The sequence below is a fragment of the Pseudomonas sp. USTB-Z genome (assembly GCF_019691255.1).
Lineage (GTDB): Bacteria > Pseudomonadota > Gammaproteobacteria > Pseudomonadales > Pseudomonadaceae > Aquipseudomonas > Aquipseudomonas alloputida.
Window position 1 is genome coordinate 85,488 of record NZ_JAECZP010000016.1, and the last position, 20,499, is coordinate 105,986.

Here is a 20,499-nt window from a genome sequence, read left to right on the forward strand (position 1 = left end):
GCAAGCGAGGCACGCACCGATGGGTGGAAGGCAACAGCAGGGTGCGGCCCTGTTGATGGTGATGGTGGTGCTGGCAATGCTGGCGGCGGGCATGGCCTGGCTGGTGGAAGATGGCCGGCGTCAGGTCGACGAAGTGCGCCTGCTGCACCAGCGAGTGCAGGTGCGGGCCATGGAGCAGGCCGGCCTGGCCTATGCCGGGCAGGCCCTGCGTGACCCCGCCTGGCGGCTCAGTCCGCTGTTCTGGCAAGCCTTGCGTGGGCAGCCGCTTAACTACGATTTTGGCGCTGGCCAGGCGCAGTTGCGGGTACGCGACCAGCACACCTGCTTCAACGTCAATGCGTTGCTGGGGGCCGATGGCGAACGCGCCGAGCGCCAGTTGCGTTACTTGCTGGGCAATGACATGGCGGCCGAACGCCTGGTCGATGCTTTGGCCGACTGGCTCGATGCCGACAGTGATGCCCGCCTGCAGGGCGCCGAGAGCGCCCAGTACCTGCGTCAGCAACCGCCACGGCTGGCGGCTGACCAGCCGATGCTCGACACCAGCGAGCTGAACCTGTTGCTGGAGCCGGACGCCAGCCGCCAGGCGCGTTACCCGATGCTGTGCGCCTTGCCCCAGACCACGGGTTGGCGGCTCAACGCCAACGCGCTGGGGTTGGAGCATCTGCCCCTGCTGGAGGCGCTGTATGAAGGGCGTTACTCGCGTTCGTTGCTCAGCCGCATTGTCAGCGGCAGGCCGGCGTCGGGGTATGTGGACGCGGCTGCACTGCGTCAGGCGCTTGGGGCGGTGGATGACGAAACGTTCGAACGGTTGAGCGAAGGGCTGCTGCTCAACAGCGGGCATTTTCTGTTGCAGCTGTCGTTCGAGGAAGAGGGGCGGGTGATGCGCAGCGAGTTCCAGGTGGAGGCGCTGGGGGTGGTGCAATGGCATGCCCGGGTGCCCGCGCAGCAAGTGCGGGTGCGTAGCCGGGAGCCAATAGCCTGGTAACGTTCACTGACCTCTAAGCGGGCAAGCCCGCCCCTACGCTGGTTCTGAAACCAGTGAGCCCCCTGTAGGAGCGGGCTTGCCCGCGAAGAGGCCGGTACAGCCAGCAAACGTTGGCTGACCGGCACGGGATCAAACGGTCCCGATCTCCCCACCATCAATACGCTGGATCACCACCGTCGAAGCCCGCGGCCGCACGGTAGCCCCAGCCGGCGTCGCATCGGTCGCCTTGTCGGTATACGGCCAGTTGTCCGGGTGTTGAATGTTGACGAACAGCGTCTTGTTGTCCGGGGTAAAGGTAATACCGGTCACCTCGCAACCATTTGGCCCGACAAAGAAGCGCCGCAGGTCCACCTGGTTCTGTGCGTTCACCGGCACCTGCTTGCCGCTGGCATCCACCAGGTCGGTAGGGATCACCGCCAGCAACTGGTCGTTGGTGTAGTCGGTCAAGGTGGTTTCGCCGTTGTCGGTCTCGAACCACAGCACGCCGCGGCTATCGAAGCTCATGCCGTCGGGGCTGGCGAACTGGTTCAGTTCGGTCAGGCCGGAGCGGTTGATGTCGGCGGTGCCGGCAGCGTTGGCGCCGAACACGAAGATGTCCCAGGTAAAGCTCAGTTGGTCGTCGCTGTCGTGCCAGCGAATGATGTGGCCGTGTCGGTTCGGGCCGCGTGGGTTCGCTGCATCGACCTTTTCCGGGGTGCGTGCACTGTTGTTGGTCAGGGTCAGGTACACATCGCCGTTCAGCGGGTTGACCGTGGTCCACTCCGGGCGGTCCATCGGCGTTGCGCCCACGGCGTCGCCAGCACCACGGGTGTTGAGGATGATGCCCGGCAGGTCACCATACAGCGCGCCCAGGGTGCTGCCGCCGGTGGTGGCGGTGGCCACGTCCAGCAGCAGCCATACGCCGGTGCCGTCGGCATTGAAGCGGGCCACGTAGAGTTTGCCTTGGTCGAGGTACTTGGCGCCGGTGGCCAGGCGGTCGGCCGGGTTGGCATCAGCGGCGTCCCACACGGCGGTGGACACCCACTTGTACAGGTACTCGTTGTTCGAGTCGTCACCCATGTACCACACCAGCGGCTTGCCGGCGACGGGCAGGCCGGGGGCGCAGCCCTCGTGGCGGAAGCGGCCCAGCGCAGTGCGTTTGGTGGCCAGGGTGCTGTTGTTGTACGGATCGATCTCGACGATGTAGCCGTAGGTGCTGGCTTCGTTGCGGTAGTCGTCGGTGGCGCTGGCGCCTTTGACGGTAACGTCGAAGCGGGCGAATTCGTCGTCCACTTCGCTGGCGTCACCGGCAGCGGTTTCCCACTTGTACTGGCCGCTGGAGGTGCCCACGCCAATGCGGCGCTGGTCCTCGGGGCGGGTGCCCTTGTTGACGAAGATGCCCGGCCAGTTCTCTTCGCAGGTCAGGTAGGTGCCCCACGGGGTATAGCCGTTGCCGCAGTTGTTGTTGGTGCCACGGCAGTGGGTGCCAGCAGTGGAGTATTTGGTCTTGACGTGGTCGGTGCCACGCAGCGGGCCGGTGATTTCCATGCGTGAAGCCGTGGTGAAGCGACGGTTCAGCGGGTCGTTGTCGACCACTTGCCAACGGCCGTTGATCTTCTGCAGGCGTACAACGCCAGCACCGTGAGCGTTGATTTCCTTGCGCACTTCTTCAACCGGGCGCTTGCCATTGACATCGGTAGTGGGGCCGGCCGGGTGCAGGGCGGCAGTGTCGATGTACTCGAAATTGATTGCCAGCAGGCCGTCTTCCGAGCTGCCGTTGATGGGGAAGAAGTGCATGCCGTCGTGGTGCATGCCCATGGCGTTGGCCTGGTCGGTCGAGGTGTTGCTGCCGTCGGACTTCCACGGGTTGCCGTTGCTGTTCAGTGGCGTCCCCCAGGGCGCCAGCACGTAGGCGCTGTAGCCGGCGGCGACCACACAGGCGTCGGTGCGCGAGCCTGGGATGGACTGAAAGCCCAGTGCCAGTTTCGGCACTTCCGGCTCGGTGACTGGCGGTTCGGTCACCGGGGGCTCGGTGACCGGATCATCATGATCGGAACCACCACCGTCGAAGCAGCCTGTCAGGCCGGTACCGGCGATCATGGCGATGGCGGCGCCCAGGCTGCCGCGCATGACGCTGCGGCGGCTCAGGTAGGCGTCCATGACATTGGCCATCGGCAGGTTGCCGCTTTGGTTCCGGTCCAGGTTGTCGCCGGTATCTCGACTCATCAGGGTGTCCTTGTGTTGGCTGAGTGGGAGGAAACCGCGACTTTAAGGCGCAAGTGTGATGATTCCTTGGCAGAAATGTTAACGAGCTTTTAAAACTGCCAGTTCTTAGATTTGTGGTCTACAGATCAAATTGGAATTGCTGTCGGATTTCTGCCATCAAACTGTAATGCCAACGCCGCAACATCCGGGTCCCTGAATGGACGTGGATAAGGATGGCGGATGCGATGGCGAGCAGTGTGCACAGGCGCGAAGTGATCGGCTGGATGGGTATCGGTGCCTTGGCACCGCTGCTCGGCGCCTGCACAGCCTTCCCAGGGCAGCAGGGCGGCAACGCCCAGCTCGACTTGCTGTACGTCGCCGATACCCTCGATGCCCGCCAGCCTGGCCAGGCGGTGGTACCGGCTACCCGGTTGGGGCCGGTCAGCCATTTGGGCCGCGCGCCCTGGATGACTGGCCGCAGTGCCAGTATCGCCTACCCGCAACTGGCGCCGCTGCTGGATGCCAGCCAGGCAACGGCAGCGCAACTGGGCGGTTATGCGGTGCTCGCGGCGTTGCTGGAACAACTGCGTGGCGAGGCCGGTGCGGGCAACAGCCTGACCCTGGAGAACGGCCAGGGCTGGAATGGCAGTGGCCTGGCGTACCTGACCCAGGGCGAAAGTGGTGTGCAAGGCAGCCAACTGCTGGGCATCGAAGCGCGGGTCAGCAGCGATGAGCGTGTGCTGTGGCCACAACGCAGCACGGGCCTGTATCGCCAGACCAGCGCCATTACCCTCGGCGCCGGGCTGGCAGACGCACAACGCCAGGCACTGGGCGTGCAAGCCCTGCACGTTTTCGAGCGCGGCGGTGCCCGTATTGCAGTGGTTGGCGTGACCGACCCCTATGCCCAAGACCAGAAAGCCTCTCTTAAACAGTGGTACCAGTCTCTGCTGCCTGTGTTCGAGCAAGCCCGGCGCGAGGCTGACCTGGTGGTGGCCATGGCCGATGCAGGCACGGGCCCCGGCCTGTGGCTGGCTGAACGGGTGCCGCAAGTCGACGTGCTGTTGTGCGCCCGTGGTCAGGACCTGTGGCCCGCGCCGGTCGAGGTCACCCAGGCCAGCGGTCGCCGCGTACCGGTGCTGTTTGCCGGCTGCCGGGGCAGCGGTGCCTTCCGCCTGCGCTGCCAGCGTGTGGCCGGCCAGTGGCAGTTCGACGGGCGTTTTTTCCCGGCCTTTGAACAGCAACTGGCGCCTGCCGCGCAGCTGCGTGTCGCGCCACTGCAGGCGCAACTGCACCAGCAACGGGCCGGCCATGCGGCCTGGCTCGACCAGCCGCTGGCCCGCGCGCCCCAGGCCTTGTGGCGCCGCGATACCCGTGGCGGCAGCTGGGACCGCCTGCTGCATCAAGCCTTGGCCGACGATAGCAGCATGCCCGTGTTGCTGCCGGGCCTGCGTTATGACTACCCGCTGGCAGTAGGGGCGCCCATTACCCGCGAACATCTGATCAGCCTTACCGGTGGCTACCCGGCGCCAGTGGTCGAGGCACCGGCCAGGCAGGTCGAACAAGTGCTGGAAAACGCCGCTGAACAATTGTTCGGTGACCCGCTGCTGCTGGACAACAGCCAGGACCTGCCGCGCTGGCTGGGCCAGGCCTGGAGCGTCAGCTACAGCCCACAAGGCAAGCGCATCACGGGGCTGGAGCCGGTGCAGGGCCTTTGCCGCACCTTTGGCCTGCAATTCGAAAGCCAGGCCGGCGAGCCACTGTGGCAGCGGGTCGAAGCCTGGCTGGCCCGTCAGCCTGACAACTGGCAACTGGCGCCGCTGCAACTGCCCGAAGTGCGTTACGTGCAGGGGCACCCAGGCTGGCACCCACGGCAGTTGGCCTCGTGATGCTCACCTCGCGTCTGCTCACCGGCGCTGGCCTGACCCTGGCCGGCTGGCTGTCTGCGCAGTGTGTGCTGCAGTTGAGCCGGCAGCCACACCCGGCCACGGCGTCTGCGGTGGCCGACAGCCTGCTGCCCGGGCTGATGGTCGGTCACTGGCAGGCGCCGCCCGACGACGGCGCCATCACCATTACCCGTCTGCCGCTGCAATACCTCGGCGGCCTCAAGGCCCAGCCATTGGCCGCCAGTGTGGTGGTGCTGCGCTACGGCGAGCAAGTGCGCACCCTGGCCCGCGGTCAGCGCCTGGCGCCAGGGATCGTGCTGCAGGACATCGACAGCGATGGCCTGATTTTCAACAACCAGGGGCGGCGTGAGCGCCTGCCCTGGCCGCCACGCCCCGCCGTGACCGGCTTCAAGCGGCAAGGATGAACGATGCCTGTTAGATACTGCATGGCGGCTGCGCTGAGCCTGGCCTTGTCCATGGCCTATGCCCAAGAGCCGGTGTTCGATGACAACGGTACGCCGATGTACGAAGTGAACTTCGTTGATACCGAACTCGGTGAGTTCATCGACAGCGTGTCGCGTATCACCGGCACCACCTTCATCGTCGACCCCCGGGTCAAGGGCAAGGTCACCGTGCGCACTGTCGACCTGCACGACGCCGACGCCATCTACGACATCTTCCTGGCCCAACTGCGTGCCCAGGGCTATGCCACCGTCGACCTGCCCAATGGCAGCGTGAAAATCGTACCCGACCAGGCCGCGCGCCTGGAGCCGGTGCCGGTAGAGGCGGGCGGGCAGCAGGGCGAGGGCAGCGACAGCGTGGCCACCCGCGTATTCAGCGTGCGCAACGCCGCCAGCGAACAGGTACTGGGCATCCTCAAACCGCTGATCGACCCGCGGGTTGGAGTGATTACACCGTACCCGGCGGCGCACCAGTTGGTGGTGACTGACTGGCGCAGCAACCTCGAACGCATCGCCAGCCTGCTGCGCCAGCTCGACCGCCCTCAAGAGGCACCGGGCAGCGGCAGTACCCAGGTGATCTACCTGCGCCATGCCAATGCCGGTGAAGTGGTCAAGGTGCTGCGAGGGCTCAGCCAGGAAGGGGCGGTGCCGGCTGAAGGCGCGGGCGAGGCAGAGGGCAAGGACCGGCCGGTGATGCCAGCCTCCGGTGGCCCGGGTATCCGCCTGGAATACGAAGAAGGTACCAATGCCGTGGTCATGGTCGGCCCCGACAGCGAGCTGGCAGCGTACCGGGCCATTGTCGAGCAACTGGACATTCGCCGTGCCCAGGTGGTGGTCGAAGCGATCATCGCCGAGGTGTCCGACAGCAGCGCCCAGGAGCTGGGCGTGCAGTGGCTGTTCGCCGACGAGAAGTTCGGTGCCGGTATCGTCAACTTCGGCAGTAACGGGGTGAATATCGCCAGCATTGCCGGGGCCGCCGCGAGTGGCGACAGCGAGGCCCTGGGTGACCTGTTGTCCACCACCACCGGTGCCACGGCGGGCATTGGCCATTTCGGCGGGGGCTTCAACTTCGCCATGCTGATCAACGCGCTGAAGGGCAAGAGCGGCTTCAACCTGCTGTCCACGCCCACCTTGCTGACCCTGGACAACGCCGAGGCATCGATCCTGGTTGGCCAGGAAGTGCCCTTCGTCACCGGCTCCGTGACGCAGAACAACGCCAACCCGTACCAGACCATCGAGCGCAAGGAAGTCGGGGTGAAGCTGCGCATCAAGCCGCAGATCAATATCGACAACAGCGTGCGCCTGGACATCGTTCAGGAGGTGTCGTCGATTGCCGACACCAGCTCGGCCAGCGACGTGATCACCAACAAGCGCGAGATCAAGACCAAGGTCATGGTCGAGGACAACGGCCTGGTGATACTTGGCGGCCTGATCAGCGACGAGTTGAGTACCAGCAACCAGCGTGTGCCGCTGCTCGGCGACATCCCTTATCTTGGCCGGTTGTTCCGCTCCGATGCCACCAGGAACACCAAGCAGAACCTGATGGTGTTCATCCGCCCGCGCATTCTGCGCGACGGCCCGAGCCTGGCGGGCCTCAGTGAAGACAAGTACCGCACCCTGCAGCAGACCACACCGCTGCAATTGCCGGACCTTGCAGAGGGCACGCGGCTGTTGCAGGTATTCCCCGCCAGCCGCGCACGCCTGGAAGGCGGTGACTGGTGATGCTGCCCTATCGCCAGGCACGGCAGAGCGGAGTGGCCATGGCCCCGGCAGAGCAGGGCTGGCAGCTATGGCTGCGGCCCGACGCCGACAATGCCCAGTTGCAGGAGTTGCTGCGTGTGCATGGCCAGCCAAGCCTGCTCGAATACCTGGAACCTGCGCTGTTCGACGAGCGCCTTGGCCAGCTGTACCAGGCCGGCGATGCCGCCACCGAAGCGCTGATCGAAGGCATTGGCGACCAGGTCGACCTGGATAGCCTGATGAGCGAGATGCCGCGCATCGAAGACCTGCTTGAAAGCGACGACGAAGCCCCGGTGATCCGCCTGATCAACGGCCTGTTCGGCCAGGCGCTGCGGCTGCGCGCCTCGGACATCCATATCGAGACCTTCGAGCAGAGCCTGGTGGTGCGTTTGCGGGTCGATGGCCACCTGCGTGAGGTGCTGCGCCCTCCACGTGCGTTGTCGGCCATGCTGGTATCACGGATCAAGGTCATGGCCCGCCTGGACATTGCTGAAAAGCGTCAGCCCCAGGACGGCCGCATCACCTTGCGCGCGGCGGGGCGCGAAGTGGACGTACGGGTCTCGACCTTGCCCGGCATCCACGGCGAGCGGGTGGTGATGCGCGTGCTCGACAAGCAGGCCAGCCTGCTGGCGCTGGATAACCTGGGCATGCCGGCAGCGGTGTTGCAGGGCCTGCGCAGTTGCCTGGCGCGGCCCAACGGCATCGTGTTGTCCACCGGCCCGACCGGTTCGGGCAAGACCACGACCCTGTACGCCAGCCTGAACAGCCTCAACGACGGCAGCCGCAACATCCTCACCGTCGAGGACCCGGTGGAGTACGCCATCGCCGGCATTGGCCAAACCGCCATCAACCCGCGTGCCGGGCTGACATTTGCCAGTGGCCTGCGCGCCATCCTGCGTCAGGACCCTGACGTGATCATGCTCGGCGAAATCCGCGATCAGGAGACTGCGCAGATCGCCGTGCAGGCCAGCCTCACCGGCCACCTGGTGCTGTCGACCTTGCACACCAACAGCGCGGTAGGCGCAGTGACCCGCCTGCGCGACATGGGCATCGAGCCGTTCCTGATCGCCTCGTGCCTGCGCGGCGTCCTGGCCCAGCGCCTGGTGCGGCGTTTGTGCAGCTGTGCCGTGGCGCACCCGCTACAGGCTGCCGAGCGCGAGCTGTGGCCTGAGCTTGCGGCGTTGGGCAGCACTTATCACGCCGTGGGTTGCGAGCAGTGCCAGGGCAGCGGTTATATCGGCCGACTGGGGCTGTACGAATTCATCGAGCTGGACGCCGGGCTCATCGGCCTGTTGTACGACGGCGCCAGCGAGCTGGCCATGCAGGATTACCTGGCTGATCGGCGTCAGAGCCTGGTGGCGATGGCCAGCGATTGCCTGGCCCGCGGTGAGACCAGCCTGGCTGAAGTGCTGCGCGTGGTGCAGGGCTAAGGCATGCCGACCTATCGCTACCAGGCCGTTGACCTCGCCGGCAAATCGCACAAGGCCAGCCTGCAGGCTGACAGTGAACGCCACGCCCGCCAGCTGCTGCGCGAGCAGGGCCTGTTCGCCCGCCAGTTGCAGCGCCATGAAGCCGGCAGCCGACAACCCCGACGCCAGCGCTTGAGCCGCGCCCAGTTGTGTGAGCTGACCCGTCAGCTGGCCACCTTGACCGGGGCCGGCATTCCCTTGGTCGATGCCCTTGCCACCCTTGAACGGCAACTGCGTCAACCCGCCTTGCACAGTGTGCTGGTGGCCTTGCGCGGCTCACTGGCCGAAGGCCTGGGCCTGGCCCGCAGCCTGGCCCGGCAGGGCGCACCGTTTACTGGCCTGTACTGCGCGCTGGTCGAGGCCGGCGAACGTTCCGGGCACCTGGCCCAGGTGCTGACCCGCTTGGCCGACCACCTGGAGCAGGTGCAACGCCAGCAACACAAGGCCCGCACAGCGCTGATCTACCCCGCTGTGCTGATGGGTGTGTCGCTGGCAGTGGTGATTGGCCTGATGACGTTCGTCGTGCCCAAACTCACCGAGCAATTCGCCCACGCCGGGCAAAGCCTGCCGCTGATCACCTCGTTGCTGATCGGCCTGAGCCAGGGGCTGGTGCACGCCGGGCCCTGGTTGTTAGGGGGGGCGCTGTTGCTCGGGGGGCTGGCTGGCTGGCTGCTGCGCAAACCGCACTGGTGCCTGCGTCGCGACCAGCTGCTGCTGCGCCTGCCGCGTATTGGCAGCCTGCTGCAGGTGCTGGAGAGCGCGCGCCTGGCGCGCAGCCTGGCGATTCTCACTGGCAGTGGCGTGGCCCTGCTCGAAGCCTTGCAAGTGGCCACCGAAACCATCGGCAACCGGCGTATCCGCCTGGCCATGGAGCAGGTGCGCCAACACGTGCAGGGCGGCACCAGCCTGCACCGTGCGCTGGATGCCAGCCAGCAATTCCCGCCGCTGCTGGTGAACATGGTCGGCAGCGGCGAGGCCAGCGGCACCCTGGCGGACATGCTCGAGCGCGTGGCCGACGACCAGGAGCGCGGCTTTGCCCGCCAGGTCGATACCGCCATGGCGCTGTTCGAACCCCTGATGATCCTGGTGATGGGCGCCGTGGTGCTGTTCATCGTGCTGGCGGTGCTGCTGCCGATCATGCAACTCAACCAGGGCCTGCAATTGTGACGACAAGGAGTATTGCCATGCAGCATCGACGTAACCGCCAACGCGGCTTCACCCTCATGGAGATCATGGTGGTGATCTTCATCATCGGCCTGCTGATCGCCGTGGTGGCGCCCAGCGTGCTGGGCAACCAGGACAAGGCCATGAAGCAGAAGGTGATGGCCGACCTGGCCACCCTGGAGCAGGCGCTGGACATGTACCGGCTGGACAACCTGCGCTTCCCCAGCAGCGAACAGGGCCTGGCCGCGCTGGTGAAAAAGCCGGCTCAGGAGCCAGTGCCTCGGGCCTGGCGCAGTGATGGCTACGTACGTCGCCTGCCGGAGGACCCGTGGGGCACCCCGTACCAGTACCGCATGCCCGGCGAGCATGGCCGGGTCGATGTGTACTCGCTGGGTGCCGATGGCCTGCCGGGCGGCGAAGGCCAGGATGCCGACCTGGGTAACTGGGCGCTGTAACGGTGCGTCATCAGCGCGGCTTCAGCCTGATCGAACTGTTGGTGGTACTGGCCATTGCCGGGCTGATGACCGGGCTGGCGGTGGCCGGCCTTGGCAACGGCCAGGCCAGTGTCGAGCAGGCCCTGCAACGGCTGGCGGTCGAGGTCCGCGGCCAGGCCGCGCTGGCCCGGCATGCGGGGCAACTGCGCGGGTTGCGCTGGAATGGCCAGCGCCCGGAGTTCGTCCGCCGCGAGGGCAATGCCTGGGTGGTCGAAGCGGTCCCGCTCGGCGACTGGCCCAAGGGCCTGCACCCGGACTGGCCCGCCAGCCCGCAACCGCGCGTGCTGTTCACGCCGCATGGCTGGGCGCAGGCGGGTAGCGTGCGCTGGCGCTGGGCCGATGGCAGTCAGCAATGGGCCTGGAGCCGCACCGATGGCATGTGGGTCGTGCCATGAAGCAAGCACAGCGTGGTTTCACTCTGCTGGAGGTGACCGTAGCCCTGGCAATCGCTGCCGTGCTGGCGGTGATCACCAGCCAGGTGCTGCGCCAGCGGCTGGCCGTTCAGGACAACCTGCAACAGCACCGCCTTGGCCTGCTGTGCGCGCGTGAGCTGCAAGCCCGCTTTGCCGTCGAGCAGTACTGGCCTGCCGAAAACCAGGTAGCCGGCGAGCTCGGCCAAGGTGGCCAACGGTGTCACTGGCAACTGCAACTGCGCCGCACTGGCGTGCGAGACCTGCGCCGTGGCGAACTGCAATTGTTCGCTGACCGCGATCAGCGCCTGCCACTGGGCCAGTACACCGTGTTTCTGGAGCGCCCATGAAACACCGCCAGGCAGGTCTGACCCTGATCGAACTGATGGTCGCGCTGGCCCTGACGGCCGTGCTCGGCATCATGCTGGCCGCCCTGGTCAACGGCTGGCTGAAGGTGCGCGAACGCTTGCAGGACACCATTCGGCAAACCTCGGTGCTGGACTTTTGCCTGGCCCTGGAGCGGCGCTTCGACAGCCCGGTGCTGCGCCGTGTCTACGACCAGCGTCTGCCGCTGGCCAGCCGTTGGCTGGACTGGCAGCCCGCCAGCAACCAGTTGCTGTGGGTCGCCAGCACCGGCCTGCCGGCAGCCGAAGGTGGCTCGCGCCTGCAACGCCAGCGCCTGCGGTTCGAGGCCCGGGAGCAACGCCTGCTGCTGGAAAGCTCGGCGGACTTGTACGCCGCCGTCGCCCCGCGCTGGGTACAGCGCGAACGACTCGACCAGGTCAGCGCCATGAACGTTCTGTACTACCAGGGCGGCCGCTGGCTGGCCTGGCCTTCTGACCAACCGGTGCACCCAGGCCGTGGTGTGCGTCTGGAACTGCTGCGTGATGGAGCCCCCTATGTCTGCACCTTCGCCCTTCCATGGGGGCGCTCATGAAACTTGAATGGCGGCGGCGTGCGCCGGCCCAGGTGTGGCTGCTGCTGCGCCCGGGTGCTGTCTGGCATTGGGCGCTGGTCCAGGACGGTATTTTGCAAAGCCAGGGGCAGGGCGAGCCACCGGCCAACCCGCAGGCCCATGTTGCGCTGGTCCTGCCTGCCGAGGCGTGCAGCCATTTTCGCGTGCCGGCCCCGCCCGGGCTCAAGCGCGAAGAGTGGCCTTTGCTGCTTGAGGATCGCTTGCTGCAGGCCCCGCATGAGGTGGCCTGTGCCTGCCTGGCCCGTGAACCCGGCTACCTTCGTCTGCTGGTAGTGGCGCGTCAGCAGTTGGATGACTGGCGTGGCCAATGTGCCGAATGGGGCTTGCAGACGGTGCGTTGCTGGGCGGAGCTGCAGCTGCTGCCTTCGCCCGAGCCAGGATGCGCCTGGCAATGGCAACGCACCCCCGGGCTGTCCTTCTACAAAGGCTTGGCCGAAGACGGACAGGAGCACTGGCTGGCGTGGCCTGATGCCTTGGGTGGCGTGCCGCAGCCACCGTGGGCAGGGCTGCACAAGACGTCGCTGAGCGGCAATTGGCCAACCGTATTTGCGCCGCTCGACACACTGCCCGGCCTGTTCGATCGCGCCCGCAAGGTGCGCTCGTTGCCGGCGGCCTCCCGCCAGCAGCAGCGGCTGCTGGCAGCTTGCCTGGTGCTGGCCACCGTTTGGGGTGGCCTGTGGGTGAGTCAGCAATGGCGTCAGGCGCAACTCTGGCGCAACCAGGTCGTTGCCGTGACCGGCGAGCAGGCCAGCCCTCGGCACGCGGCACAGGCCCTCAAGCGCCTGCGCGAGAGCGTACTGCAGCAGCAACTGCGTACACGTCAGCTAGACGACCTGCAGGCTCGCTTGCAGACCTGGCTGCGTGCCAACCCCGGCTTGCGCCTGCAAGCGGTGCGCTTCGATGGTCAGCGTTGGCACCTGCGCCTGGAGGGCGAGGGCAGTGCGCCACCATGGCGTGATATGGCGGCTGCCGCTGGCGCCACAGTGCAGGTTCAAGAAGGCCAAGTGATCTTCGACCTGGGAGCAGCTTCATGAACCGGGACTGGCTACAGCGTCATCGCTTCACGTTCGCCTGGGGACTGATCGCCCTGCTGCTGGCCTTCCTGGCCCTGCGCGAAGGCGTTGCGCAATGGCGCGTGCTTGGCCAGTGGCGTGTGCTGGCCGAACAGGCGGCCAGCCTGCAAGGCGGGCCCGGTTTGAACCTGGAGCGGCTACGTCAGTCGGCCCAGGCCCGTGGGGTCGAACTGACCGAAGTCGATACGCAAGGCAAGGCCTGGCAACTGCGCGGGCAGGTGGCCGATGAGCGCATGCTGCAAGGCTGGGTGCAGAGCCTGCGTGCAGAAGGCGCACTGCCGTTGCAATGGGGACTGGAGCAGCAGGGCAAGGCTTTGCGATTTGATCTGGTGGTGCAGCCATGAGCCGCAGTGCAGCAATGGCCTGGGTGTTACTGGTATTCGTGCTCACGCTGTTTATCGAGCTTCCGGCCAATTGGGTGGTGCGTGCGTTCGGCCTGCCGGTACGCGATGTCGGTGGAAGCCTCTGGCAAGGGCAGGCACAACAATGGGGGCCGGTCGGGCCTTTGCGCTGGACGCTGCAGCCCTGGCGCTTGCAGGCGAACGCGCAAGTGGGGTTCCAGGGGCAGGCCTGGCAGTTGCGTGCAGAAGGCTGGCCCTGGCGTTGGCGGCTGGAGGCATCAGCCAAGGGGCCTTTGGCGACGGTCTCGACGGATTACCGCCTGGCCGGCCAGTGGCAGGGTGTGTTGAGGATGCAGGGGACAGGGCGCCAATGCCAGGCCAGTGAAGGCCGCGTGATCGTAACCGACCTTGCCCTGAGCGACCCTTGGTCCCTAGGCCTTGGGCACGGCTGGCTGGAAATGGATTGCCGCAGTGGCTGGCACCTGCGCGGGCAGTTGGCGCAGCAAGGGCAACATCAACTGACCGTGGATGCCGACCTGCCAGGACGCCAGGCGCAGGTGGTGTTCCAGCTGCAGCCTGAAGCGCAGTTGACGCCATTGTTGCGTGGGGCCCAATGGCTTGGGCCGCAGGCCTTGGCGGGGCAGCGAGACCTTCGTTGGTAAGCAACAACGTGGCGCGGCCTCCTGTAGATACGCTGCGAGCGGTCGAGCTTTTCTGAGGTGCTCGGGGCTTAAGCGCTTGGTCGTATCGATGGTGCATACCCGCGAAGCAGGCGGCGCGTTGCGTGGCACCGGCTGCGCCGGTGTTCGCGGGTGAACCCGCTCCTACAACGGCCTGTGCCCAACCACCGATTTGTGCCCAACCGCCGAGTTGTGTCCATCCCCGATCAGTGTAGGAGCGGGCTTGCCCGCGAAGACGGCAGATCAGGCAATCACGATCACTCGTCGTCGGCAGTCCCGTTGGCCCGCCAGTAGGCTGCAGCCTTTAGCGCGTCTTCCTTTACCCCTTTCTCCAGCAACAACGCCTTGGCCTGGCGAGTCAGGGCTTTTTCCAGCGCCACCCAGGCATACAGCTGGCCTTGCGGCAAGCTCAGGTTACGCACCAGCTCCAACAAGTCTTCCCCTTGGCGACGTACCCAGATCACTTCCACCTGCGCCTTGCTTGGCAGCGGCTGGCGCTCGTGCTCGTCTTCGATCTGGATCACTGCCAGCACCTGGCGGCCCGCCGGCAACTCCTCCAGCCGACGGCCAATGGCCGGGATGGCAGTTTCATCTCCGATCAGCAGGTAGCTGTCGAAAATATCCGGCACCACCAGCGAGGCCCGTGGCCCTGCGATGTCCAGGGTTTGCCCGGGCGCGGCTTGCGCGGCCCAGGTAGAGGCAGGGCCGTCGCCGTGCAGCACGAAGTCGATGTCCAGCTCATGTGCCACCAGGTCGATGCGCCGTGGTGTGTACTCGCGCATGGTGGGCCGCGCGCCACCGTCCTTGCCCAGATTACGGGCCTCGATGGCCTGTTGTTGCTCCGGCGTTTCGGCGAACAGCAGCTTGATATGGTCGTCGCTGCCCACGCTGGTAAAGCCTTGCAGCTCGGCACCCCCCAGGGTGATGCGGCGCATGCGCGGGGTCAGCTCGGTGACCCGCAGCACCTGCAGACGGCGCTGGCGGATCTCGTGGTTTACGCGGTGAATGGTGTCACTCATGGGGCGTCTCCCTGAAAGGTTCGGTGGGCCCGGAGGCGATGGCCTTGGCGGTATGGTTGAGCAGGTCACGGACCCGTTCGATTTCTTCCACTGTCCAGCGGCCGCTGTGCATGTGCAGTGCATGGCGCAGGTTGCCGACCGCTTCATGAATCTCTGGCGGGCGGTCGTGGCCGCGCAGGGCGCGTTTGCTGACCTCGATGCGCATGCGCACGCCATCCAGGGCTACTGCCTGATCCACCAAGGCGCTGCGGCCGGCATCGGTGATGGCGTAGAGGCGTTTGCTGCCTTGTACCTGGCCGCTGATCAGTTCGGCCTCTTCGAGGAAGTTCAGCGTGGGGTAGATCACCCCAGGGCTTGGGCTGTAGCTGCCGTCGAACAGATTTTCGATCTGGCGGATCAGGTCGTAACCGTGGCCGGGCTGCTCGGCCAGCAAGTCCAGCATCAGCAGCTTGAGGTCACCCGGGGCGAAGACACGCGGGCCGCGCTCGCCACGGGCGGGGCGCCGCTCGAAGGGATCATGAGGGGGATGTTCGCGCATAAGGATAGGGCTCCGTCGTTTGCGATATATCTTAAGATATTACTTAAGATATATCTAAAGACAAGCCCTTAAATGCTGATGATTATCATCTACTGCGTCGATGTGTTCCCTGCCGGTGGCGGTGTGTGCAGGGCAACCTGTGGCGGCTTGCACTCATTCGGATTGCCAGGCTGCAGGTATGGCATGAGGATCGGTGCCATGCCCTTGAGCACCTGCACTGGCAGCGCCGAAGTAAATTTGAACGCTTCTGCCGTGCGACCCGGCACGAAGGCGGTCAGCGTGCCGAAATGGTTGTCGCCGAGGAAGAACACGAAGGTGGCGGTGCGGTTTAGCGAGCGCGAGCCGATCAGCCGGCCGCCGGCGCCAAAGCTCTCGATTCGGTTGTCGCCGGTACCGGTCTTGCCGCCCATCACCAGTGGGGTGCCGTCCTGCAGCTTGAAACTGCCGGAAATACGCCGCGCGGTACCTGCATCGACCACTTGCGACATGGCGCCTTTGAGTGCACGCGCCACTTCGACTGGCAGAATTCGCACGCCCCGGTCAGGGTCTGTGATCAACTTGGTCTCATAGGGTGTGTTGGCTGCGAAATGCAGGGTGTCGATGCGCAGGGTCGGCAGGCGAACACCGTCGTTCTGGATGATCCCGACCAGTTCGGAGAGGGCAGCGGGGCGGTCGCCGGAGCTGCCGATGGCGGTGGCCAATGAGGGCACCAGGTGGTCGAATGGATAGCCCACGCGTTTCCAGCGTTGGTGGATATCGAGGAAGGCTTCGATTTCGACCATGGTGCGGATGCGGCTGTCACGGGCGCCCTGGTGGCGGCTCTTGAACAGCCAGCCGTATACCTCCTGGCGTTCGAAACGACTGGCGTTGATCATCTCGGTCAGTGTCGAGCTTGGGTTCTTCAGCAGGTAGCCAAGCAGCCAAAGGTCCAGTGGGTGGACCTTGGCGATGTAACCCTGGTCGGGCAGGTCGTACTTGCCGGGGCCGTAAGCTGCGTACATCTCGGACAGACGGCCATCGGTCAGTTTGCCCAGCACGGCCTTGTCGCCCTTGAGGTGGGCACGCACGAACGCGTTGAAGGTTTCCTGGCCTGCCTCGGGGAACAGGTAGCGGTGTACCGCCGCCAACCGCTGTGGGGTCACGCGCATGCTGTCGAGGAAGGTGTCCAGGCGTTGTTGCGAGGTTTTACGCTGGTACTTCTTCCAGAAGCGCATCAGGTAGTTGGTGCCTTCCTTGTCGGCAAAGCGCGCAAGGTATTCCTGGCGGCGCGGGTCGGCATCGTCCTTGAGCAGCGGCACGCGGTTGTACGGCTGCTGGTAAGTCACGTAGCGCACCAGGTCGCGCATCAGGCGGATGAACGGCAGGTTGATCGACTCGCGCAGTGCATCCTTGAGTGTCGGGTTGCGGTTGTTGTCTTCCTTGCGGAAGTTGTTGAACACATGCATCCCGCCACCGGTGAAAAACGCTTCGCCGGTGTTGGCCGAGTACTTGCGCTCGAGCGCGGCGTCGAGCATGGCGTCAAGGCTCTGGTTCTTGCTGTTCAGCGCCAGCCATTCCAGCGACCATTGCGTGATGCGGTCGAGTTCGGCCACTTCGACCTTCTTCAGCTCGGCGGCAGGTTTGCCGGCGTACTTGTCGTGCAGCTCGGCGATAATTTCAAGGTAGGTGGTCAGTACCCGCAGCTTGGCGGTTGAGCCCAGCTCCAGCTTGCTGCCTTCGTTGATGTCGAAGGGCTGGTTGGTGCTGTCGGTCTGCACCCGGACCCGCGAGCCATCGGCGGTGCGTTCGAACAAGGTGAAGCTGTAGCTCACCTGGTCGGTGGTCTTGGCAGTGAGCAGCCGCTCGCCGATCAGGCCGATCTGTGCGGCAAACGCCGGGTCGGCAAGGTTTTTCAGGTACTGGCTGATCTGCAACTGCAGGTCGGCCTGCAAGGTACTGGTGGCTGACAGGTCGAGGCGGTCGAGGTCGTACAGCGGGCGATTGAGCATGGCCGACAGGCGGTTGCGCGCCAGGCTGATGCCCTTGTTGGTAATGATCGGTACGATGGTCGGCTGCGCGACCCAGTCGCGGTACACCGCCTTGCTGGCCAGCGCGGCATCGGCCAGCGGCTGATCGATGACCTTGTTGGCGGCAAGCAGGCGAATGTGCGAATCGGTGAGTTCGGCCAGCTCGACCCGGCCCTTGGACAAGTAATGCGAGGGGCGGCGCTGGGCAATCATCAGCGAAAGCACCTGGCGCAGGGCCAGGCCACGTGCGGCCATGCTCTCGGGGTCGGTAGCGGTGGCGTTCAGGGCCTGGTTGACCTGGTCGAAGTCGGCGCCGTACCACACCCGCAGGCCCTCGGCCATGCCATGTACCTCACCATGCCCAGGTACAGCCGACAGCGGTACGCTGTTGAGGTAGTCACGCACGATGCGCTGGCGTGCCTCGGTGGTGTCGGGACCGCCCTGGTAGGCACGCACGCTGGCAGAAATCATCTGCCGGATTTTCTCCGCGCCCGACACCGTCAGGCCGTCGGGTGAGTGGCGATATTTCTCCAGCTGCGTGGCCAGGGTGCTGCCGCCGGCAGACTGGCCGGGCAGGGCCAGGTACTTGGCGACCTGGCTGTAGGCGGCCTTGGCAAAGCGTGGCCAGTCCACTGCCGGGTTGTTACGTGGGTCCTGGGTATCCAGCAGGTCGCGGTTTTCGATGAACAGCAAGCTGTTGACCATCACGGGAGGGATCGCTGCAAAGTCCGGGTACAGGTGCTGGGGGTAGTTGTACTGGTACAGCGTGTCGCCGCGGCAGTCGGTGATCGACAGGCCGGCCTGGATTTTCTCGATATAGGGCGCGAACAGCCCATGATCGACGTAGTTCATCAATGCGGGTGAGAACTTCACCTGTTCACTGATGAGGTAGTCGCGCTTGAGCAGGCGTGGCAGGAATTCACCCAGGGCGCTATAGCCCAGGCGTTTGTCGAACGGCCCGTCACCGGGGTAGATGATGGCATCGCTGGGACCGGCTTGCAGCGAATAGGTCAGTGTACCGGCCAGTTTACTGAACTCGCGCGATTGCAGTTCGGAGGTACGGAATTCGTCATACGCGGCAACACCTATGGCTACCAGTGCCACCAGCAGGATGAGGATGATCAGCCGCCACCATAGCCGACGCTGACGGGGGGACTTGGGTTGTGGCGTCTCGGCCGGAGGTATCTCGGGTGCTTCCGTTCTGCTTGGTTCCGATTGCCACAGTGCGCCCATAGTCTTCTATCCGGCCAAGTATTTTCGTCTTGCTTGTCTGAAGCTTAGACGTTGAGTGGATAGGGTGAAAAATTTGTAGAAGAAGGAAAGTGGTGAGGGGCTATGCGGCTTTGGTGTGGGTTCCTTCAACGGCCGATGTTGCTATGGTGCCCCGGCGATTTTTGGGGCGGGTAGCGGCCCCAGAGTTCTAGCCAAATTTCTGCATATATACAGTGAAAACTCCTACAACGGTCTTCCTATACTGCTCGCCCCCTTCGCCTTGCCGGACGCTCTACTCCGGCACACGGGCCGGTCCACAAGGCCAGCCTGGCAAGCCAATGCCACGCCTATCGGCTTGGTCGCGGCGGCACGAAGGTCAAATCCAATAACAAAATGAGGTTGTATTGCTATGCCAGTCGGCAACCACTCTGCCCACGGCCAGGCCACAGAAGGCGGCCCGCTCAAGCGTGAACTGGGCGAACGGCACATCCGCCTGATGGCGCTGGGCGCCTGTATCGGTGTCGGTCTTTTCCTCGGTTCGGCCAAGGCGATCGAAATGGCCGGTCCGGCCATCATGTTGTCCTACATCATCGGCGGCCTGGCCATCCTGGTGATCATGCGCGCCCTTGGTGAAATGGCCGTGCACAACCCCGTCGCCGGCTCGTTCAGCCGTTATGCCCAGGATTACCTCGGCCCATTGGCGGGCTTCCTGACCGGCTGGAACTACTGGTTCCTGTGGCTGGTGACCTGTGTTGCCGAAATCACGGCAGTGGCCATCTACATGGGCATCTGGTTCCCCGACGTTCCGCGCTGGATCTGGGCCCTGGCGGCGCTGGGCAGCATGGGCGCGGTCAACCTGGTGGCGGTGAAGGCTTTTGGTGAGTTCGAGTTCTGGTTCGCGCTGATCAAGATCGTCACCATCATCGCCATGGTGCTTGGCGGCATCGGCATCATTGCCTTCGGCTTTGGCAATGACGGTGTGGCAGTGGGGATCTCCAACCTGTGGAGCAACGGCGGCTTCATGCCCAATGGCGTGACCGGCGTGCTGATGTCGCTGCAGATGGTGATGTTCGCCTATCTGGGTGTGGAAATGATCGGCCTCACCGCCGGTGAAGCACGCAACCCGCAAAAGACCATTCCCCAGGCCATCGGCTCGGTGTTCTGGCGCATCCTGCTGTTCTACGTCGGCGCGTTGTTCGTGATCCTGTCGATTTACCCGTGGAACGAAATCGGCAGCCAGGGCAGCCCGTTCGTCATGACCTTCGAGCGCCTCGGCATCAAGACCGCTGCCGGCATCATCAACTTCGTGGTCATCACGGCGGCGCTTTCGTCGTGCAATGGCGGCATCTTCAGCACCGGGCGCATGCTTTATAGCCTGGCGCAGAACGGCCAGGCGCCGGCGGCCTTCGCCCGCACCTCGAAGAACGGCGTGCCACGCAATGCGCTGCTGCTGTCGATCGGCGCGTTGCTGCTGGGCGTGCTGGCCAACTACCTGGTGCCAGAAAAGGTCTTCGTCTGGGTGACCTCGATCGCCACCTTCGGTGCGATCTGGACCTGGGTGATGATCTTGCTGGCGCAGCTGAAGTTCCGTGCCGGCCTTACCACGGCCGAGCGCAAGGCACTGAAGTACCGCATGTGGCTGTGGCCGCTGAGCTCGTATCTGGCACTGGCCTTCCTGGTGCTGGTGGTCGGGCTGATGGCGTACTTCGAGGATACGCGTGTGGCCCTGTACATCGGCCCGGCGTTCCTGGTGCTGCTGACGGTGCTGTATTACACGTTCCGCCTGGCGCCGAAAGACGCACAAGGTGTGACGAGTACCGCCTCCTGACCTGACGTGGGGCCGCTTTGCGGCCCCAGCGTTCTC

General features: G+C 65.0%; 18 protein-coding genes. 14 read left to right on the forward strand and 4 right to left on the reverse strand.

Annotated features, from left to right (window positions below):
- The first annotated feature begins 19 nt into the window (after positions 1-19).
- Positions 20-985: a type II secretion system minor pseudopilin GspK gene (gspK, locus tag I8746_RS18680; RefSeq protein WP_003255010.1), complete on the forward strand. Its 966-nt coding sequence runs from the start codon at positions 20-22 to the stop codon at positions 983-985.
- 129 nt (positions 986-1,114) lie between these two features.
- Here gspK and I8746_RS18685 read toward each other — a convergent pair whose 3' ends face one another.
- Entirely contained in the window at positions 1,115-3,190 is a 2,076-nt protein-coding gene (locus I8746_RS18685) for a PhoX family phosphatase (protein WP_012051371.1), read from the reverse strand.
- Between the two features lie 224 nt (positions 3,191-3,414).
- Here I8746_RS18685 and I8746_RS18690 point away from each other — a divergent pair, with 224 nt between their 5' ends.
- From I8746_RS18690 to I8746_RS18745, 12 genes are read left to right on the forward strand one after another with little or no spacing between them, the layout of a single operon-like run.
- Positions 3,415-5,055, forward strand: a complete 1,641-nt coding sequence (locus I8746_RS18690; protein ID WP_221100932.1) for a lipoprotein UxpA — start codon at positions 3,415-3,417, stop codon at positions 5,053-5,055.
- A complete protein-coding gene (locus I8746_RS18695; RefSeq protein ID WP_003255004.1) occupies positions 5,055-5,477 on the forward strand; it encodes a hypothetical protein in 423 nt (140 codons plus the stop codon). The genes I8746_RS18690 and I8746_RS18695 overlap by 1 nt, the downstream gene beginning before the upstream one ends.
- A 21-nt stretch (positions 5,478-5,498) precedes the next feature.
- On the forward strand, positions 5,499-7,235 hold the full coding sequence (gspD, locus tag I8746_RS18700; RefSeq protein ID WP_221100936.1) for a type II secretion system secretin GspD: 1,737 nt from the start codon (positions 5,499-5,501) through the stop codon (positions 7,233-7,235).
- A complete protein-coding gene (locus I8746_RS18705; RefSeq protein ID WP_020192622.1) occupies positions 7,235-8,683 on the forward strand; it encodes a GspE/PulE family protein in 1,449 nt (482 codons plus the stop codon). Before gspD ends, I8746_RS18705 begins: the two co-directional genes overlap by 1 nt.
- A 3-nt stretch (positions 8,684-8,686) precedes the next feature.
- Complete coding sequence (gene gspF, locus I8746_RS18710) at positions 8,687-9,889, forward strand: type II secretion system inner membrane protein GspF (RefSeq protein WP_012051375.1); 1,203 nt, start codon at positions 8,687-8,689, stop codon at positions 9,887-9,889.
- Between the two features lie 17 nt (positions 9,890-9,906).
- The gene (gene gspG / locus I8746_RS18715) at positions 9,907-10,341 is read left to right on the forward strand and encodes a type II secretion system major pseudopilin GspG (protein ID WP_004575677.1); all 435 of its coding nucleotides are present in this window, start codon (positions 9,907-9,909) and stop codon (positions 10,339-10,341) included.
- Positions 10,342-10,343: 2 nt separating this feature from the next.
- A complete protein-coding gene (gene gspH / locus I8746_RS18720; protein ID WP_003254996.1) occupies positions 10,344-10,775 on the forward strand; it encodes a type II secretion system minor pseudopilin GspH in 432 nt (143 codons plus the stop codon).
- Complete coding sequence (locus I8746_RS18725; RefSeq protein ID WP_003254995.1) at positions 10,772-11,140, forward strand: type II secretion system protein GspI; 369 nt, start codon at positions 10,772-10,774, stop codon at positions 11,138-11,140. Before gspH ends, I8746_RS18725 begins: the two co-directional genes overlap by 4 nt.
- On the forward strand, positions 11,137-11,727 hold the full coding sequence (locus tag I8746_RS18730) for a type II secretion system protein (protein ID WP_012051376.1): 591 nt from the start codon (positions 11,137-11,139) through the stop codon (positions 11,725-11,727). Before I8746_RS18725 ends, I8746_RS18730 begins: the two co-directional genes overlap by 4 nt.
- The gene (locus tag I8746_RS18735; RefSeq protein ID WP_237617306.1) at positions 11,724-12,800 is read left to right on the forward strand and encodes a type II secretion system protein GspL; all 1,077 of its coding nucleotides are present in this window, start codon (positions 11,724-11,726) and stop codon (positions 12,798-12,800) included. The genes I8746_RS18730 and I8746_RS18735 overlap by 4 nt, the downstream gene beginning before the upstream one ends.
- Positions 12,797-13,183, forward strand: coding sequence for a type II secretion system protein GspM (gene gspM / locus I8746_RS18740; protein ID WP_014859960.1), 387 nt, complete (start codon positions 12,797-12,799; stop codon positions 13,181-13,183). The genes I8746_RS18735 and gspM overlap by 4 nt, the downstream gene beginning before the upstream one ends.
- Positions 13,180-13,842: a type II secretion system protein N gene (locus I8746_RS18745; RefSeq protein WP_221100933.1), complete on the forward strand. Its 663-nt coding sequence runs from the start codon at positions 13,180-13,182 to the stop codon at positions 13,840-13,842. The genes gspM and I8746_RS18745 overlap by 4 nt, the downstream gene beginning before the upstream one ends.
- Before the next feature lie 275 nt (positions 13,843-14,117).
- On the opposite strand, the gene I8746_RS18750 is transcribed toward I8746_RS18745, so the two are convergent.
- The 3 genes from I8746_RS18750 to I8746_RS18760 form a co-directional block, all read right to left on the reverse strand.
- A complete protein-coding gene (locus I8746_RS18750; RefSeq protein WP_012051379.1) occupies positions 14,118-14,879 on the reverse strand; it encodes a siderophore-interacting protein in 762 nt (253 codons plus the stop codon).
- Positions 14,872-15,417, reverse strand: coding sequence for a PadR family transcriptional regulator (locus tag I8746_RS18755; RefSeq protein WP_012051380.1), 546 nt, complete (start codon positions 15,415-15,417; stop codon positions 14,872-14,874). Before I8746_RS18755 ends, I8746_RS18750 begins: the two co-directional genes overlap by 8 nt.
- Before the next feature lie 89 nt (positions 15,418-15,506).
- The gene (locus I8746_RS18760; protein ID WP_012051381.1) at positions 15,507-18,656 is read right to left on the reverse strand and encodes a transglycosylase domain-containing protein; all 3,150 of its coding nucleotides are present in this window, start codon (positions 18,654-18,656) and stop codon (positions 15,507-15,509) included.
- A 388-nt stretch (positions 18,657-19,044) separates the two neighbouring features.
- On the opposite strand from I8746_RS18760, the gene I8746_RS18765 reads away from it, so the two are divergent.
- On the forward strand, positions 19,045-20,463 hold the full coding sequence (locus tag I8746_RS18765; protein ID WP_003254987.1) for an amino acid permease: 1,419 nt from the start codon (positions 19,045-19,047) through the stop codon (positions 20,461-20,463).
- Positions 20,464-20,499 lie beyond the last annotated feature (36 nt).